The sequence below is a fragment of the Agarilytica rhodophyticola genome (genome assembly GCF_002157225.2).
GTDB lineage: Bacteria > Pseudomonadota > Gammaproteobacteria > Pseudomonadales > Cellvibrionaceae > Agarilytica > Agarilytica rhodophyticola.
Window position 1 is genome coordinate 3084389 of the sequence record NZ_CP020038.1, and the last position, 21012, is coordinate 3105400.

Here is a 21012-nt window from a genome sequence, read left to right on the forward strand (position 1 = left end):
TACAGTAATTATTAACTCCATAGTCTGAATTCAGAGAAATATTGATGTCATTTGATTTTAAAAAAAACATAGATATCACACTTATTGATGTTTTATATCAACATGTCAACAACAACCCTAAAAAAGTGTTGTATCGCTTTTTGGAAGATGGAGTAATTGAAGGTGACATACGTACAGCCGAACAATTATTGCAGCGGGCTAAAATTATCGCTTCGAATATTTTGCAGATATCAAATAAGGGAGATAGAGTGTTATTACTTTATCCTTCCGGTCTTGATTTTATTGATGCATTTGTCGCGTGCTTGATAGCTGGTGTAGTTGCAGTACCTGTTTCTCCCCCGCAAGGTAGAAGAAAAATGGGGCGCCTGGAAACAATTATTAACGATTGTGATGCTAACTTAATACTTAGCACACAAGTGTTAGAGAATAAATCGCGTGCTTGGTTTTCAGAAAGTCGTGCAACCATACATAATCGGCTAAATACTGATACACTCAACCAATATTTACCCTGCGAAACACCAATTAGCACAGGTTTTGATCTAGCATTTTTGCAATATACTTCAGGCTCTACAGGTTCACCTAAAGGTGTTGCAGTAAGTCATAATAATATAAAACATAACTGCCAACTTATAACCAATACTTATCGTGCTGATCAGAATGACTGCGCAGTAAGCTGGCTACCGATATATCATGATATGGGGTTAATCGGTACATTACTATTTACTTTGTTTGTTGGTAGTGAACTGGTGCTTATGCCACCTGAGCGATTTGTTAGGAAGCCGATCCTCTGGCTTCGTGCGTTATCTAAATATAAGGCGCACTGCAGTCCAGCGCCTAATTTTGCTTACGATCATTGCGTAAAGCATATTTCTGATGATCAGTTAAACGATATAGACTTAAGTCATTGGCGCTCGGCTTGTAATGGCTCGGAGCCTATTCGTGCTGAAACTTTGGAACGCTTTTTTAAAAAATTTAAACAATGTGGTTTTAGAGCAGAAGCCTTAGCACCTTGTTATGGCATGGCTGAAACAACGCTAATTGTTAGTAGTAAAGATATTGGTGTATTGCCAAAAAAAATTACCGTTGATAAGAATTTATTGATCGAAGGACGAGTATCATATGTTGATCCTACAAACTGTTTATTCCACCAGACATTAGTAAGTAGCGGTAGAGCATTGGGTGATACGGAGGTTGCCATTGTCGACCCCCATACAAAGAAACGCTGTGCCAAAAATCTTGTAGGTGAAATCTGGGTTAGAAGTGGTAGTGTCGCACAGGGGTATTGGGGTCTTGAGAAACAAACGAAAGATACATTTCGGGCATGTATTCACTCCGAAAGTAGTAATCAACAATATTTGCGCACGGGAGATATGGGCTTCCTATTAGACGGAGAACTCTATGTAAGTGGCCGTTTGAAGGAAATGATAATAATTAATGGTACCAATCATTATCCGCAAGATATCGAGCTTAGTGCACAACGGGCTCACCAGGATTTACAGAACAATGCGGGCGCAGCTTTTAGTATTGATTGTGATAGCGATGGCGAAGAAAAAATTATTCTTGTTCAAGAGATAACTCGTACATCTTTGCGAAAGTATGATAAGGAAGAAGTTACTCAAGCCGTTATTGATAGTATTTCATTAGAACATAATATTTCATTATCAGAATTGATTCTTGTAAAGCCCGGTACTGTCCAGCTTACTACTAGCGGAAAAATAAAACGCTTGGCGATGAAGCTAGCCTATGAAACACAAACCCTTAACGGTGTACTCAGACATTGGAAAAAGGAAAGTAATAATTCAGTTATAGCATCGAAAAATAATTTTTTACGTCATCCCCAAAAAGCGGATGAGTTAAGTCTTTGGTTGCAAAAAACTATTGCTCACGAATTGGCATTATCTCAAAATGATATTTCCCTAACGACGTCATTTGCTCAGCTGGGAATTGGTTCCTTACAAGCTATTCGTTTAGTGGGTTTGTTGTCAGATTATCTCGGCAAAGAAATTTCCCCTACACATTTATATGACTATCCCAATATTATACGATTGACTGAGTTTATCGCTAGAGATGTAGATTCCGTTAGCAATGAAGCTTCTCATATGTACCCTGAGGTATTATCTGACGCTGAACCTATTGCCGTCATTAGTCTTGCCTGCCATTTCCCTGGCGCAAAATCGCCAGAAGAGTTTTGGGATAACTTGTGTCGATCTATGGATTCAATTGGCACTGTGCCGGATGAACGCTGGGGAGATCTCAGCAGCCTTATTAATACTTCTCAAACGCCAATCGAAAAAGCAGGGTTTATCGACGGTGTAGATCTTTTTGATGCTGATTTTTTTGATATATCATCGGCGGAAGCCGAACAAATGGACCCCCAACAACGCATTTTACTTCAACAGGTTTATCATCTTCTTGAAAACACTGGTAAACCTATTGAGGAATTTAGGCAGACTTTAACGGGGGTCTACATTGGAATTAGTCAAAACAGTTACCTTGATATTATTAAGCAACAAGATGATTTCGGGGGCGCTTTTACTAGTCTTGGTAATGCATTGAGTACGGCGGCAAATCGTCTGTCCTATTTTTATGATTTTCACGGTCCCAGTCTCGCTATTGATACCGCTTGTTCTTCGTCGCTAGTTGCGGTTGATACTGCTATTGATCATTTACGCCAAGGTAAATGTCACATGGCTATTGTCGGCGGTATTAATATTTTATCTTCGCCTGACACCAGTGTTGTTTTGGCTAAGGCCGATATGTTATCCAATGATGCTCGCTGTAGAACGTTTGATGCACAAGCTAATGGTTATGTTCGGGCCGAAGGCTGTGGTTTGGTACTACTTAAGCCATTATCAAAAGCGTTAGCAGACGGTGATAATATTGAAGCTCTGATTCGTGGTTCAGCCGTTAACCAAGATGGTAAAAGTAACGGGTTATCAGCACCTAATGGCCTAGCTCAGCAGCGACTATTACGTGCCGCATTGGTTAATGCACAACTCAAGCCGGAAGATATTGCTTATATTGAAGCACATGGTACTGGCACGGCTTTAGGTGATCCAATTGAGGTAGGAGCTATTCAATCAGTATTTTGTAGTACTGGTGAAACTTCTTCATCTGAAAAAAACCAAGCACGCCAGCAAGCGTTAGTTTTAGGTTCTGTTAAATCCAACATAGGTCACCTGGAAGCCGCGGCAGGAATCGCTGGCTTGATTAAAGCAATACTATGTTTGCGCCACAAAAAAATTCCAGCGACCTTACATTTTTCTGAAGCAAATCCTCATATCAAGTGGCATAAAAATGTGAGGGTTGCCAATGAACTGATAGAATTGCCCAACACTCATCAAGATTCTTACTATGCGGGTGTCAGTTCTTTTGGTTTTTCCGGCACTAATGCACATGTGATACTTGAAGCGGCAGAAAACAGTGTAGTGAATAATAAGTTAGATCCTACTTTTGATCAAAAACAGGATTATTGTTCGAATGTTCTGTGGCCTTTGTCAGCAAAAACAAGTACTTCCTTATCGCTACAAAATCAAGATATAAAAACTTACAGCGAAGACAAAACATTCGCTGAAAAAAAGATAATAGCCAAGCAGTGGGCAATACGAAAGCCGCATTTCCACAGGCGCATGGTGCGGTTGTTGGATGAATCTGGTAGTACTGAGATTCACGGCCAATTACATCTAAAAATGGATGTTGCTTTTTTGTTTACTGGACAGGGCTCGCAATATATTGGCATGGGGAAATCTTTATATAACACCGAGCCTGTTTTTAAAGAAGCAATGAACCGCTGCTTTGCTGAATTACATTCGTGCCTGGAAATTGATTTAAGCACATTAATGTGGGGTGATTCAGAAGAAAACTTAGCGCAAACAGCATATGCCCAACCTGCAATTTTTTGTATTGAGTACAGTCTTTATAACTTGTGGCAGCACTGGGGAATAAAACCATCAGTATTGTTTGGTCATAGTATTGGCGAAATAGCAGCAGCCTGTGTCGCCGGAATATTTAACCTAGCTGATGCTCTGCGCCTAGTTGTTGCTCGAGGAGCATTGATGCAAAAACTGCCAAAGAACGGAGGCATGTTAGCGGTTAATACCTCATTAGAAAAAGTACAAGAGCAGTTAGCGCGAGGCGGTATTACTTTATCTATCGCTGCAGTTAACAGCCCAGAGCATATTGTCTTATCTGGGCAACTCGATGAGTTGGAGGATATCGCCCACAGTTTTCAGCAGCGAAATATCGCAACTAAGTCATTGAATGTTTCTCATGCTTTTCATTCAGCCCTAATGACACCGATGTTGCCAGCATTTGCTGATGTTGCTCGCACTATCGATTATGCTGAACCTAAGATTCCCATTGTCAGCTCGATCACCGGACAAGTGGCAAATAAGCAGATGATGACACCGGAGTATTGGGTGAATCAAATATGTGCTAGCGTCGAATTTTATGCGGGTATACAGACTATATATGAACGCGATATTCAAGTTTTTGTCGAGCTAGGCCCAGATAAAGTACTGTCGACATTAACCAATTATTGTTTGCAGGAGATGCCAGGCGATCAATTAATTTTATCTTCGCTTTGTCGTCAAGATAAAACACTAAAACCTTTGTATGAGAGCTTAGCGCGTTGGTATGTTGAGGGGGGAGATGTAGTCTGGTCTTCGGTTTATCCTGTCGCTAATGATCCACATATTCGCTTACCCAATTATACGTTCTCTCCGGACCGTTATTGGCTATCGCCAGAACCTGTTTCTGTACAACAACAAGCTATATGCACCGAGACAAAAGATAAACATGTTAAGCGTCTACGTTTAGCATGGCAGCGACAATCGATGACTTCCTTAATATCGTCTGATTGTCACCAACTGCTACTGTTTGCAGATGATTTGTCAATAGCCACCCATAATGCATTGATGTCCAGATGGCAGCGGACTCTAGGTGAAAACACAACAGTTGCTATCAAAAGCTTATCTGAGTTTGAACAATGGGATCTTAGTGAAGCCACACATATTGCAGTGTTATGGCCTCAACTTTCTTCACCGGACAAAAACACCGTGGCAGATACCCAAGCTATTGCAGAACGGGCATTGGCACAGCTTCAGCACTTGGTAGAGCTTTCTGCAAAAAAACGCATTCCAAAGCTCCAACAACTGTGGTGGCTTACTCAAGGTGTGTATGGTGATTTAAATAAGAATAACAACGATACTGACTCAAACAATCTCAGTGCCTTAAATAATAAAGACGTCATTTGCTCACCTGTACATTCGCCTCTGTGGGGACTGGCCAGGGTTTTTATGAATGAACACGCACACCTGCCGCTAGGTTTAATTGACTTAGATAGTTACAGCTCATTAAAAGATATTTCTGCTATCTTTTTGCACTCAGATAAACGACAACAATACCGCTGGTATAACAGCGAGTTATTATCCCTTGCATTATTGGAAGATACGACTGCCAATAATAATGTGCCTCTTTCTTTCGAGCCGGACAAAACCCTATTAATCACTGGCGGTTTGGGTGAAATGGGACTAGCCCTGGCGCAGTGGATTGCCAGTCACACGGACGCTCGAAATCTGTGTTTGCTTGGGCGCCGAGCACCATCAAAGCAAGCGATATCAGTAATCAAATCACTGCAACAACAAGGGCTTGAAGTATCTGTTGTTACCACCGACGTCTGTGACAAAGATGCGTTGGAGCGTGTGATAAAAGAGGTATCATCTACTCATGGTTTACAAGGTATCTTTCATTTGGCAGGCGTTATTGAAGATGCGCCTTTAGTTTCGCTTAGCCATCACCAGCTTGATACTGTGCTGGCGCCTAAAGTTAAGGGGGCATGGTATCTTCATGAATTAACCGAGCATATGGATTTGAAGTGCTTCGTTATGTACTCATCCATTTCCTCTATCGTCGGCACGGTAGGGCAGGGGAATTATGCGGCAGCCAATGCATTTCTTGATAGTTTATATCACTATCGTAAAGACAAAGGCTTGGTCGCTAGCACAATTAATTGGAGCCCCTGGCGTAATATGGGGAGTCAAAACCAGCTGAGTGAAAAGCAAAAGCTACGCGCATCTTCTTACGGTATTGGTTCTCTCAGTGCCAAACAAGGCTTTCAACAGCTTGATATAATTATGCGGCAGACAGATGGTCACTGTTTACCGACGCCGATTGACTTGCAGCAGTTTGCCAAAAAACAGCAAGAAAATTTCGGCTACATTCCGCCGCTTTATGTTCAGTTATTACAACAAGTATCGCCAATAACGCACAGCCAACAGCAAGTTCCCAACGAATGGCAAGTATTATTGCGAGACACGCCGGCGAATAATCGTTTAGCTGTTTTACAACAAATGCTTCTGCAGGAAGCAAAAGCGGTATTGTCACGCAGTGATATTCATTTGGAAGCGACTCTAACAGATTTAGGCCTAGATTCTCTCAATACTATTGAGTTGCGCAATCGTTGCGTTAAAAAGCTAGGTATAGAAATACCAGCAACCGCTTTTTTTAATCACCCCAGCCTTACTTCATTTGCCCAGTACTGCTATGAGCGATTGAGTTTTCCAGATGAAAATAAGCCTTTATCTAATAACACTCCGGCTTCGCTAGCGATTGAACAAGTAACTGCGACACATACCTCGCAACAAGAAGATATTGCCATTATTGGTATGTCTGGCCGTTTTCCCGGAGCTGCTAACATTGAGAGCTTTTGGGATAACTTGATACATGCCAGGGATAGTGTGATCGATGTACCACAATCCCGCTGGTCTATGCAGCAATGGTTTTCTGATAAACCCGCTACCCCAGGCAAAATGTATTGCCCTAAAGCAGGCTTTATTGATGGCTTAGAGTTCTTTGACCCATTATTTTTTGGTATCTCGCCTATCGAAGCGAAAAGTGTTGATCCACAAATGCGCTTGCTTTTAGAAACCACTTGGGAGGCCATTGAGGATGCCGGCTTAACCATGGATCAACTCGATGGCAGTAACACGGGTGTTTACATTGGCTTGGCAGGGACTGAATATCAATTTAGAGCAACAGCAGATGTGGATGCTATTGATGCTTACACAGGCCTAGGCACATCCCACAGCACAATAGTCGGTCGTATTTCTTACTGGTTAGGGTTGAATGGACCCAGTATCCCTGTCGATACGGCATGTTCATCTTCACTAGCAGCACTGCATCTAGCGTCGATGGCGATACGAGAAGGCGATTGCGAGCAAGCGTTAGTTGGTGGTGTTAACATCATGTTAGCGCCTCAGGGGAATATTTATTTAAGTCAATTGCAAGCCTTATCTCCCACCGGGCACTGCCATACCTTTTCGGCGCAAGCCGATGGCTTTGTTCGCAGTGAGGGCTGTGGCATGTTGGTGCTCAAGCCCCTATCAAAAGCGCTAGCCGATAACGACGAAATTCATGCTGTTATCAAGGGCACAGCCAGTAACCACGATGGCCGCTCCCAGGGATTTACTGCACCTAACGGTATATCTCAACGTAAGGTTATAGAAAAAGCTTTAAGCCGCGCCAACCTAACGGCAGCGGACATTGACTATATTGAAACTCATGGTACTGGCACACCCTTAGGTGACCCTATTGAGGTCAATGCTTTGGCTGAAATCTTCGCTGAGGCAAAAATGCCAAATGATCCTCTGTATATCGGCTCGGTTAAAACTAACATTGGCCACACTGAAGCAGCCGCTGGCGTGATTGGGGTTATTAAATCAGTCATGGCTCTTAAGCATGAACTGATACCCGGTAATATTCATTTTAACTCACCGAATCCGCATATAGATTGGGATAATATCCCCGTTGAGGTGTTGCAGAAAAACACCCCTTGGCCTGCAAGTTCTGGACAACGTCGAGCCGGTGTCAGCTCCTTTGGTTTTAGCGGAACAAATGCTCATGTGGTGTTAGAGAATGCTCCCAACGTTACTAGCAAAGCGCCGGCTAATGAGCCAACAGGTATTATCCCTGCCGATAGCTATTTATTTCCGATATCTGCCTTTGATAAGGCAGCACTGGTCGCACAGTATCAGCAATTACATGAATATGTTGAACAACATCCTAAAATAACTCTCGAACAATTATCTTCGGCGTTAGCGAATAAGCGCCAGCACTTTGCCGAGAGACGTTTTATTGTCGCTGATACGCGGCGCCAATTGCTATCTGAATTGTTAGCCGTACCTCATTACGATCGTCAAAGCAAAAGCAATGCTCAAACAGCTTTTTTATTTAGCGGGCAAGGCACGCAATACATATATATGGGGCAGGGGCTTTATAGTTCTCAGCCAGTATATCGATCTGCGTTTGATCGTTGTCTCGACTATTTAAATACCAAACATCAGTTAGACCTTCGGCCCATTTTATTTCCAGCCAGTGGTGTCAGCCCTTTACTTGATGAAACGCAATATGCCCAGCCGGCGTTATTTTGTGTGGGTTATGCGCTGTTTCAGCTTTGGCTAGAGTGTGGTTGTCAGCCAAATATACTCATAGGACATAGCTTGGGAGAAATTACGGCTGCTTGTGTGTCTGGTGTTTTTTGTCTTGAAGACGCATTGGATATGGTGGTGGCTAGGGGCCGCCTCATGCAGACCATGACGGAACCAGGTGACATGATGTCGGTACTAGCTTCACAAGATGCGTTGCAAGCTTTGTTAGATAGCAATGACAGTAGTGCTGTTATCGCTTCCGTTAATAGCCCACAACATATGGTGCTGTCGGGTACGGTAGAAGCCATTGCGCATATGAGAGAGGTGCTCGAAAAAAATAACATCCAGGTTAAACCTTTAGCTGTTAAGCAGGCATTTCATTCACCGCTTATGCAGCCAATGCTGGATGCTTTTGCTGAGTCATTAATAAATATCCAGTTTTCTCCGGCACAGTATCCTCTTATTAGTACAGTCACGGGTAAATCTGTCGACGATGAAATGTCATCTGCGAAATACTGGGTGAAGCAAATCTCTGCCCCTGTATTATTTGCCGAAGCTTTAACAGCTGCACAAGTCGCTGGTGCTGAAACCTTTATCGAGCTGGGGCCAAGATCAACTCTAAAACCATTAGTTGATATTTGTTTTCCAGAATCCAACTATCTTTCCATCGCTTCTTTAAATTCTAAAATGGATGCTATCGAGGCTTGGCTAAATGGACTTGGCAATTGGTATCAAGCGGGTGGGCAGGTAAATTGGACTAGTGCATATGGTGACAAGCCTTATCCATTTATTGCGTTACCCACGTATCCGTTTCAGCGTCTTCGTTATTGGATCGATGATAAGCCCACCACATCGTTTGTCCAGATTATTTCTCAAGATACATCAGACATCGATCATGCTGAGCCGGAGACAGACGCTTTAACAATAGAAGTTAACAATGCTGATGTCATAGAGGAAACTGTCCAGCAATTAACGCAGCAAGAAATTGATCAAGAGCAAAAAAGCTCAGATGATGAGCCACTCGCTTTTTTAGACACGTATTTTCAATTACCTGAAGCTGAACGCTTACAGCATCTAGTAAGCACGATGCAACAAGCTGTCAGTGAGGTTATGTCTGTGGCCAGTGTGCCGATTGACCGTTCACTGATTGAGTATGGAATGGATTCTCTTATGGCGATTAATTTGCGTAACCGCCTACAAAGTGCTTTGCAAAGAGATTTGCCTATCACCATTATTTTTAAATTCCCGACAATTAAAGATTGTGCCGCGCATATTTATCAAGATTATTTATTGGTGCAGCCAGATAAAGACCATGCGGGTAAGAACTCCAGCGTTATTCAACTACGCCCCAAAAAAATTCCTTGCAGCTATTCCCAAGAGCGCATGTGGTTTCTCAATCGTTTTGAAGACAATGATGAATACCATATTCACACCACATTAAAATTATCTGCCAAGCCCAATTTTGAAGCATTACAGCAAGCGACGCGTGAGCTGTTGTTGCGTCACGAAGCTTTGCGCACTACCTACAACATGGAAGACGATGGGATTTTGTATCAGTCTATACAGGCGCTGGATAAGCGAGACCCCGTCGATTTTATTGAGGTTGGTGCTAATAATGATCTGGATAGTATACTTAAAGCCTACATCAGCAGGCCGTTTGACTTAGCGCAAGACCTGATGACACGCATTGCTCTTGTTGTAGCAGACGCGGCAGCCGCAACGGCTACGGCAGATTATTACCTGGTATTAGTGGTACATCATATCGCCGCTGATGGTTGGTCCGAGTCTATCATCCTTAATGATTTTGTTGCCCTGTATGAGTCCTTTGTTTTGCAAAAGCCTCATGCACTTCCTGCTGATGTGCCGCAATATGCAGACTACGCCATTAGGCAGCGGCAGCATCTTGACAATCAACATCTCGAGTCACTGCTGGATTATTGGCAACAGCACATAGCAGAAACTGAACCCCTAGCGCTATCTTATGACTACCCCCGTCCGGCAATAAGAAGTTCGAAAGGCGCTACACTCAGCTTCACCATCGACTCAGCCCTTAGCCAACAGTTGTACCGATTTTCCAAGGCGCAAGGGGTGACTTTGTTCATGACCATGTTTGCAGCCATTAATGTATTACTTTATCGCTACAGTGGTCAGCAAAATATTTGTGTAGGAACGCCGTTGGCGAACCGCACACAGCAACAAGATATCAATACCGTCGGTATTTTTATTAATACACTGGCACTGAGTAGCCAGGTTGATGGCAGCAACAGTTTTATCCAATTTCTCGATACTGTTAAAAGCACGACCTTAGCAGGGTATGAGCATCAAGCTGCCCCCTTTGAAAAAGTGGTGGAGCGCATCGCGCCAGAGAGAAGCCTTAGTCATAGTCCGTTGTTCCAAGTCATGTTTGCCTTGCAAAATTCTCCGGATGTGCGAGAACTTACCTTCGCTGATTTGACGATGAAAAAATACCCGCTTGATAATGTTGCGGCGCAGTTTGATTTAACCTTTAATGTGGATGAAACTCCCGATAGGCTTGAACTTAGCATTGTATATTGTCGAGATTTATTTAAGCCTGAAACCGTCGAGCGCATGGCGCTAAATTACCAAACGCTGTTAACTGACATATTAGAATGTCCTCATCACCGCTTAGATGAATTAACGCTTCTATCTCATGCAGAACGCCAGCGTTTACTGGTTGATTTTAATGATACTGCAAGCAGCTATCCTCATGATCAATGCATCCATCACCTCTTTGAAGACGAGGCGAAAGCTCATCCTGATCGAACGGCGGTAGTGGAACCCGCGTGTGCTCAGCATAGCGGTTATACCTTCAGTTATGGCGAGTTAAATCAGCAAGCCAATCAATGGGCACATTATCTTATTGAACACGGGGTGAGGCCGAATACCCTGGTGGGAATTTGTAGCGAGCGACGGGCCTACATGGTGGTGGCGACCCTGGCTATCTTAAAAGCCGGTGGAGCCTATGTGCCCCTCGATCCAAGCTATGCCAGTCAACGCTTACAAGACACTGTGCGCGATGCCCAACCTATCTTATTACTCGCTGATGAAGTCGGTCGCGAGGCCTTAGGCAGTGCAACGGCTTTAGCGCCTGTGATTGCTTTAGATGGTAATGAAGAACTCCTTGGCCAACCCTGTGATAACCCGGTTATTCCTGCCCTTAGCCCAGAAGACCTTGCCTATGTGATGTATACCTCTGGTTCCACCGGCAAGCCCAAAGGGGTGATGGTGGAACACGCCGGGCTGGTCAATCAAAAAGAATTGTTTACTAGCACCTATAGTTTGAGCCCTGATGACGGTGTACTGCAGTTTGCCAGTATGAGTTTTGATGTTTGTGCCAGTGATCTCTTTGGTGCCCTGAGTTGTGGCGCTTCCTTGATCTTGCGCAACGATGATTGGCTGAGCAGCCCTCAGCAGTTTCATAGTTTGTGTGAAGAATATGGGGTGAGTTTTGTGGAGTTACCGGTGAAGTTCTGGCAGACCTGGTTGTCGGATACGTCATTGCACTTATCGCCGAGCTTACGCATGGTGGTGGTCTCCGGTGAATCTCTTGATGCTGAGAGTGTGGCACGTTGGTTTGATTTGCAGAAGTCCTTACCTCAGTTGTGCAATTCCTATGGGCTGACAGAAGTCAGCATTACCTCCATCGTCAATATCGTCAGTCAGGAAGACAGTTCCATAGGACGTCCGATTGCCAATACCCAAGCCTATGTTCTGGATGAGCATTTACAGCCAGTGCCTCAAGGTGTGGTGGGGGAATTATATTTGGGGGGCGATGGTGTTGCTCGCGGCTACCTCAACCAAGAGGCATTAACCGCAGAGCGCTTTTTAGCCGATCCCTTTATAGCTACTGACAGTCGTGGTCGTCCTGCGCGGTTATATAAAACTGGAGATCAAGCGCGCTATTTGGCTGATGGTCAATTGCTGTGTTTAGGGCGCACAGATAAACAAATTAAGCTGCGCGGTTTTCGTATTGAGTTGGGTGAGATAGAGGCCCAGTTACAGATGCAGCCAGGGGTGGCCTCGGCGGTGGTGCAGGTGACAGGAGAGGGGCAGCATCGGCATTTAGTGGCCTATGTGATGGCCCAAGAGGGTCAACTTTCAGCGGAGGATACGGCTTGGTTGCGGGATCGTTTGATCGAGAAGTTGCCGGATTATATGGTACCGGCGGCGATTCTTGCCGTTGAGGCATGGCCGTTAACCCCCAGTGGTAAACTCGATAGCAAGGCGTTGCCAGCAGTGGATCTGGCGGCCTTGAGCCAGACGGTGTACGAAGCCCCCGAGAGTGAATTGGAGAAACAATTAGCGCTTATTTGGTGTGAGTTACTGGAGCTAGAGCAGGTCGGTCGCCAGGATGACTTCTTTCGTATGGGAGGCCATTCTCTGTTGGCGGTGCAGATGATGGAGAAGCTGCGGCAACAGGAGATAGAGATGGGGGTTCGAGATTTATTTGAACACCCTACGTTAGCGGGCTTAGCTCGTTCTATCGCTTCTTCCTCCGCGAGTGCCAGTCACGTAATTGCGGTGCCTGCTAATCAGATTACCCCAGAAACACGCGTTATCACCCCAGAGATGCTCCCTTTAATTGATCTGACAGCGGAGGATATTGCGCATATTGTGGCGCAGGTGCCTGGTGGGGTTGAGAACATTCAAGATATTTATGGTTTGTCTCCGCTGCAGGAAGGGATTTTATTTCACCATACTCTTTCTGAAACGGTAGATCCTTATATTTTGACAATGCAACTGGTGTTTCCCAATCGCCAGACGCTGGATACCTATTTATCCACTACCCAACGTATTGTCGAACGGCATGATGTCTTGCGTACCAGTATTTTGTGGCGAGGCCTATCGGAAGCCGCCCAGGTGGTGTTGCGAGAGGCTCGCTTACAAGTGAAGACATTGGTCTTGGAACCGGTGGCAGGTAAGACCGCGGCGGAATACCTCAGTGAGATGGAAGCCTCCCATCGCTGGCTGGATGTGGAGCAGGGCCCGCTGTTGCAGTATGTGATTGCCCAAGAGCCAAGCAGTGAACGCTGGTTCGTGTTACACCAGACCCATCACTTGATTGATGATCACACCACGCTGGAAAAACACTTACAAGAGTTAGCCTTGTTATTGTCGGATCAGGCGGCCCAGCTGCCACCGCCAGAACCCTATCGCAATATGGTCGCGGCGGCGCGTTTGGGGAATCCCCAGTCGGAACACGATCGCTTCTTTGAGGCGTTATTAGGGGATATCGAGCAGCCGACCACGCCCTTTGGCTTAGTGGATGTGCAGCAGGATGGCCTTGCGATCCACCGCTATCAACATGAATTATCCCAGGGGTTAAACGATGGTTTACGTCATCACGCCAAAACCTTGGGGGTAAGCGTGGCCAGTTTATGTCACCTGGCCTATGGGGTGGTGGTGGCCCGCGCGGCAGGTGTGCGTCATGGGGTATTTGGCACGGTGTTATTTGGTCGTATGCAGTCGGGTGCCGGGTCGGATAATACCATGGGGCTGTTCATTAACACCTTGCCATATCGTCAAGATATTAATGAACTCTCGGTAAAAGAAGCGGTGCTGCAGGCGCATCATCGTTTAAGTGATTTACTGGCTCACGAACATGCGCCCTTAGCCTTAGCGCAGCGCTGCAGTCATGTGCATGCCTCACTGCCTCTGTTCAGTGCTTTGCTGAACTATCGCTACAATCAAGAAATTGATGAAGTTGCCAATCAACTGCAAGACCACTGGCTACAAGATGTTGAGGTTATCAAAGAACAAGAGCGTACTAACTATCCGTTCGACTTGTCTGTAGAAGATTTTGGCCAACGTATGGCATTGACCATGGAATGTGTCGATGCGGCTTTATCTGAGCGGGCTTGTTTGATGATGGAAAGGGCGTTAAGTCATCTGGTGACGTTATTAGGGAATGCGCCTGATACTGCTGTATCTCAATTGGATGTCTTGCCTCGTTCAGAACGCCAGCGTTTACTGGTTGATTTTAATGATACTGCAAGCAGCTATCCTCATGATCAATGCATCCATCACCTCTTTGAAGACGAGGCGAAAGCTCATCCTGATCGAACGGCGGTAGTGGAACCCGCGTGTGCTCAGCATAGCGGTTATACCTTCAGTTATGGCGAGTTAAATCAGCAAGCCAATCAATGGGCACATTATCTTATTGAACACGGGGTGAGGCCGAATACCCTGGTGGGAATTTGTAGCGAGCGACGGGCCTACATGGTGGTGGCGACCCTGGCTATCTTAAAAGCCGGTGGAGCCTATGTGCCCCTCGATCCAAGCTATGCCAGTCAACGCTTACAAGACACTGTGCGCGATGCCAAACCTATCCTATTACTCGCTGATGAAGTCGGTCGCGAGGCCTTAGGCAGTGCAGCGGCTTTAGCGCCTGTGATTGCTTTAGATGGTAATGAAGAACTCCTTGGCCAACCCTGTGATAACCCGGTTATTCCTGCCCTTAGCCCAGAAGACCTTGCCTATGTGATGTATACCTCTGGTTCCACCGGCAAGCCCAAAGGGGTGATGGTGGAACACGCCGGGCTGGTCAATCAAAAAGAATTGTTTACTAGCACCTATAGTTTGAGCCCTGATGACGGTGTACTGCAGTTTGCCAGTATGAGTTTTGATGTTTGTGCCAGTGATCTCTTTGGTGCCCTGAGTTGTGGCGCTTCCTTGATCTTGCGCAACGATGATTGGCTGAGCAGCCCTCAGCAGTTTCATAGTTTGTGTGAAGAATATGGGGTGAGTTTTGTGGAGTTACCGGTGAAGTTCTGGCAGACCTGGTTGTCGGATACGTCATTGCACTTATCGCCGAGCTTACGCATGGTGGTGGTCTCCGGTGAATCTCTTGATGCTGAGAGTGTGGCACGTTGGTTTGATTTGCAGAAGTCCTTACCTCAGTTGTGCAATTCCTATGGGCTGACAGAAGTCAGCATTACCTCCATCGTCAATATCGTCAGTCAGGAAGACAGTTCCATAGGACGTCCGATTGCCAATACCCAAGCCTATGTTCTGGATGAGCATTTACAGCCAGTGCCTCAAGGTGTGGTGGGGGAATTATATTTGGGGGGCGATGGTGTTGCTCGCGGTTATCTCAATCAAGAGGCATTGACTGCAGAGCGCTTTCTAGCTGATCCCTTTATGGCCAGCGACAGTCGTGGTCGTCCTGCGCGGTTATATAAAACTGGAGATCAAGCGCGCTATTTGGCTGATGGTCAATTGCTGTGTTTAGGGCGCACAGATAAGCAAATTAAGCTGCGTGGTTTTCGTATTGAGTTGGGTGAGATAGAGGCCCAGTTACAGATGCAGCCAGGGGTGGCCTCGGCGGTGGTGCAGGTGACAGGAGAGGGGCAGCATCGGCATTTAGTGGCCTATGTGATGGCCCAAGAGGGTCAACTTTCAGCGGAGGATACGGCTTGGTTGCGGGATCGTTTGATCGAGAAGTTGCCGGATTATATGGTACCGGCGGCGATTCTTGCCGTTGAGGCATGGCCGTTAACCCCCAGTGGTAAACTCGATAGCAAGGCGTTGCCAGCAGTGGATCTGGCGGCCTTGAGCCAGACGGTGTACGAAGCCCCCGAGAGTGAATTGGAGAAACAATTAGCGCTTATTTGGTGTGAGTTACTGGAGCTAGAGCAGGTCGGTCGCCAGGATGACTTCTTTCGTATGGGAGGCCATTCTCTGTTGGCGGTGCAGATGATGGAGAAGCTGCGGCAACAGGAGATAGAGATGGGGGTTCGAGATTTATTTGAGCACCCCACGTTAGCGGGTTTAGCTCGTTCCATTGAAAATGGGCAGCAAAAAGCGCAAAGCTTAGTGGTGCCCGCCAACCAGATTACCCCAGAAACACGCATTATCACCCCAGAGATGCTCCCTTTAATTGATCTGACAGCGGAGGATATTGCGCATATTGTGGCGCAGGTGCCCGGTGGGGTTGAGAACATTCAAGATATTTATGGTTTGTCTCCGCTGCAGGAAGGGATTTTATTTCACCACACTTTTTCTGAAACGGTAGATCCTTATATTTTGACAATGCAACTGGTGTTTCCCAATCGCCAGACCCTGGATACCTATTTATCCACTACCCAACGTATTGTCGAACGCCATGATGTCTTGCGTACCAGTATTTTGTGGCGAGGCTTATCGGAAGCCGCCCAGGTGGTGTTGCGAGAGACTCGCTTAAAAGTGAAGACATTGGTCTTGGAACCGGTGTCAGGTAAGACCGCGGCGGAATACCTCAGTGAGATGGAAGCCTCCCATCGCTGGTTGGATGTGGAGCAGGGCCCGCTGTTGCAGTATGTGATTGCCCAAGAGCCAAACAGTGAACGCTGGTTCGTGTTACACCAGACCCATCACTTGATTGATGATCACACCACGCTGGAAAAACACTTACACGAGTTGGCCTTGTTGTTGTCGGATCAAGCGGCCCAGCTGCCACCGCCAGAACCCTATCGCAATATGGTCGCGGCGGCGCGTTTGGGGAATCCTCAGTCGGAACACGATCGCTTCTTTGAGGCGTTATTAGGGGATATCGAGCAGCCGACCACGCCCTTTGGCTTAGTGGATGTGCAGCAGGATGGCCTTGCGATCCACCGCTATCAACATGAATTATCCCAGGGGTTAAACGATGGTTTACGTCATCACGCCAAAACCTTGGGGGTAAGCGTGGCCAGTTTATGTCACCTGGCCTATGGGGTGGTGGTGGCCCGTGCGGCAGGTGTGCGCCATGGGGTATTTGGCACGGTGTTATTTGGTCGTATGCAGTCTGGTGCGGGCTCGGATAATACCATGGGGCTGTTTATTAACACCTTGCCTTATCGGCAAGACATTAATAATCTTTCGTTAAAAGAAGCGGTGCTGCAAGCGCATCATCGTTTAAGTGATTTACTGGCCCACGAACATGCGCCCTTAGCCTTAGCACAGCGCTGCAGTCATGTGCATGCCTCACTGCCTCTGTTCAGTGCTTTGCTGAACTATCGTCACAATGCCAATATGGATCAGGCGACTTATGAACTAGAGGCACTGGGCTTGAGCCAAGTGGAAGTGCTTAAAGCTGAAGAGCGTACTAATTACCCTCTGGATTTATCTATTGAAGACAGCGGCCATACGCTAGGGCTGACCTGTATGAGCACCCAGCCAACATTGGCTGAGCGTGTTTGTCTGATGATGGAGACAGCCTTAACCCATCTGGTGGAGTTATTAACGGATGAGCCTGAAACGCCCGTCTCCCACATCGATATATTGTCGGATGAAGAGCACCAGCAGCTGCGTCAATTTAATGATACTGCAGCCGAGTTTAGCCAGGAGCAGTGTCTACCTCAGTTGTTTGCTGCCTATACTGATGCCTACCCGGGTCAACCCGCGCTGGTGGAATACAAAGATAGTGTTTTTACGCTGAGTTATGCCGAACTTCATGACCGCTCCAACCAACTCGCCCACTACCTGATTGAACAAGGGGTAGCGGCACAGAGCTTGGTTGGCCTGTGTGTCGAACGACATCCAGACACTATTGTCGCCATGTTGGCGATTTGGAAAGCTGGCGCGGCTTATGTTCCTTTAGAGCCGCAATATCCCAGTGCTCGCTTACACTATATGCTGGATGATACGAATGTAAGATTCATCATATCTGCACATAGGCTTGGCAAACATTTTCCGATTGACCAGCAAGTGGTGGTGGTTCTTGATGAGTGCCACTACGCCATCCAGCAATACCCATCGACAGTGCCACGCATATCCATTGAGCCTTCTCAATTGGCTTATGTGATTTACACCTCAGGCTCCACCGGTAAGCCCAAGGGTGTGATGGTTGAACACCGCTCTCTCATCAATTTATATCATGGTTTGCAGCAACGTAGCGGATTGGATATGAGCAGTGTGCTTTGGGGGCTGAATGCTTCCATGGCGTTTGATTCTTCTGTCAAAGCTATTGTGAGCTTATCCTGCGGCGCAACCTTAACCTTGTTGCCACAAAATATACGAGAGAACGCTTCATTACTGATTGATTATATCTTTGCGCATCAGATCAATGTACTAGATTGCACACCTTCGCAATTAACGGTGCTCTTGCCCGTTCTTATAGAAAGATTTGAGCAAGAAGCGTATGCCGAAAATCGACTGACCTTATTTATCGGCGGTGAGCTGTTACCGTCTTCGTTGTGGCAGCAACTCAGTGCGATCAAACAACTACGTTGTTTTAATGTATACGGTCCGACAGAGAATACGGTCAATGCCACGTTGGCGACTGTGAGCACCGAGAAGATGCCATCAATTGGCCATTTGCTACCTAATATTGAAGCTTATGTTGTCGACGAACAACTGGGTCTTGTACCACGAGGTGTTGTGGGTGAATTACTGTTAGGTGGTGCTGGCCTAGCACGAGGTTATCTCAACCGACCCGATTTAACTCAAGAACGTTTTATTGCGCATCCGTTTAACGATGCCTCAGATACTCGTGTGTATCGAACAGGGGATTTAGTCTGCTGGCAGGAAGATGGCAGTTTACAATTTATAGGGCGTAACGATACGCAAGTGAAATTGCGCGGTTATCGGATTGAGTTGGGCGAAATAGAGGCTCAGTTACAGTTGCAACCACGGATCGCATCGGCGGTGGTCCAGATGGCCGGGGAGGGGCAGAATAAGCACTTAGTGGCCTATGTGATGGCCGAAGAAGGTCAACTTTCGGCTGAGGATACAGCTTGGCTACGGGATCGTTTGATCGAGAACTTGCCGGATTATATGGTGCCTTCGGCCTTTGTCTTCCTCGATCATTGGCCACTTAATTCACATGGTAAGTTAGATCTTGAGGGCTTGCCTGCCAGTGATAGTGCAATAACACCTCAGGAATATATTGCACCAGAAGGTACGGTGGAGCAGCAGTTAGCCACCATTTGGCAAGAGGTACTCGGTGTTGAACGTGTAGGGCGCTACGATAACTTTTTTGTGCTGGGTGGTCATTCATTGTTAGCGATGCAATTGATGGAACGTTTGCGTAAAGTGGGGCTTGGTGTTTCTACTCGTGACCTGTTTACTCATCCTACTTTAGAAGGTTTAGCTACGTGTGTGGGTGACTATCGCAATATTGACGTGCCCCCCAACAGGATTAGGCGCGATACACAAACCATTACTCCAGAAATGCTGCCGCTCATTGATCTGACAGCGGAGGATATTGCACATATTGTGGCGCAAGTGCCGGGTGGGGTTGAGAACATTCAAGATATTTATGGTTTGTCTCCGCTGCAAGAAGGGATTTTATTTCATCATACACTTTCGCAAACGGCCGATCCCTATTTAACACATTTACACTTGGCATTTGCAAATCGTGATGTATTGGATCGCTATTTAGCTGCAACACAAACTATTGTTGATCGACATGATGCGTTTCGTACCTGTATTTTTTGGCGTGAAGTGTCAACACCAGCACAGGTGGTTTTGCGTCATGCTCAATGTAATATTGAAGAAATCTCATTGCCTGATATCGATGGTTACAATTCAGCTGATTATTTGGAGGCAATGGCTCGTTCATATCAATCCATAAATCTTGAACAAGGGCCTTTATTAAAGTTTGTTATTGCCCGTGAACCCGGCAGTCATCGCTGGTTGGTACTGTTGCGAACTCATCATCTTATCAGCGACCACACGACTTTAGAAAACTATATGAATGAACTTGCCTTACTTTTTTCTGAGCAAGAGCATAAGTTACAAAATCCTTATCCATATCGTAATGTTGTTGCGCAAGCAAGACTCGGTATGAGTCAAGCAGAACATGATGAGTTTTTTACGGATTTACTTTCTGATATTAAAGAAACGACGGCGCCATTTGGTGTTTCTCATACCCTGCAGTCTGGTAGGGGAAGTCAAAAGTATCATGTTATGTTGCCGCAAATATTATCTACTGGTTTGCGACAACAAGCGAAAGCTTTGGGAGTAAGTGTTTCCAGTTTATTCCATCTGAGCTATGGCCTTTTTGTTGCTTATCATGCACAAGTTAAACATGCAGTATTTGGTACGGTCTTATTCGGTAGAATGAATATCGGCGAAGGGAGTAATGATGTTATGGGGTTGTGTATGAATACTCTACCTTATCGGCAAGATATTTCAGATGTATCAGTGATTGTCGCTGTTAAGCAAACTCATCGTCGACTTAGCCAGCTTTTGACGCATGAACATGCGTCACTATCAAAAGCCCAACAATGTAGCGGAGTCAAATTACCTAAGCCATTATTTAATGCTTTATTAAATTATCGTCATAACACCCCACGTAATCTTGAGTCAGAAGACCCGAAAAATGATTGGCTGAACAAAATCGAAACATTAAAAAGCAATGAGTACACGAATTATCCATTGGATTTAGCGGTAGAGGACTTCGGCGATAGTATTGGTTTTACCGCTAATTGTGTGACTCCTATTTCAGGAGAAGAAGTCTGTCAGTCAATGGAACTTATAATGAAAACTTTACACCTATTTCTTGTTGAAAATCCTGAAGCTCCGATGGCACTTATATTAAATTGCTTAAGTGATAACACAAGTAAACATGAAATACGTGAACGACAAAGTGAAGAGAATTAAT

Annotated in this window: 1 protein-coding gene; it reads left to right on the plus strand. The window is 45.8% G+C overall.

Features of this window, described 5'->3' with window-relative positions; translation table 11 throughout:
• Positions 1-44 precede the first annotated feature (44 nt).
• Complete coding sequence (locus tag BVC89_RS13255) at positions 45-21011, plus strand: hybrid non-ribosomal peptide synthetase/type I polyketide synthase (protein ID WP_087684107.1); 20967 nt, start codon at positions 45-47, stop codon at positions 21009-21011.
• The last annotated feature ends 1 nt before the right edge of the window (position 21012 follow it).

Coding starts and splice junctions, on each gene's coding strand:
- BVC89_RS13255 (WP_087684107.1), top strand. CDS start 45: ATGTCATTTGATTTTAAAAAAAACATAGATATCACACTTATTGATGTT.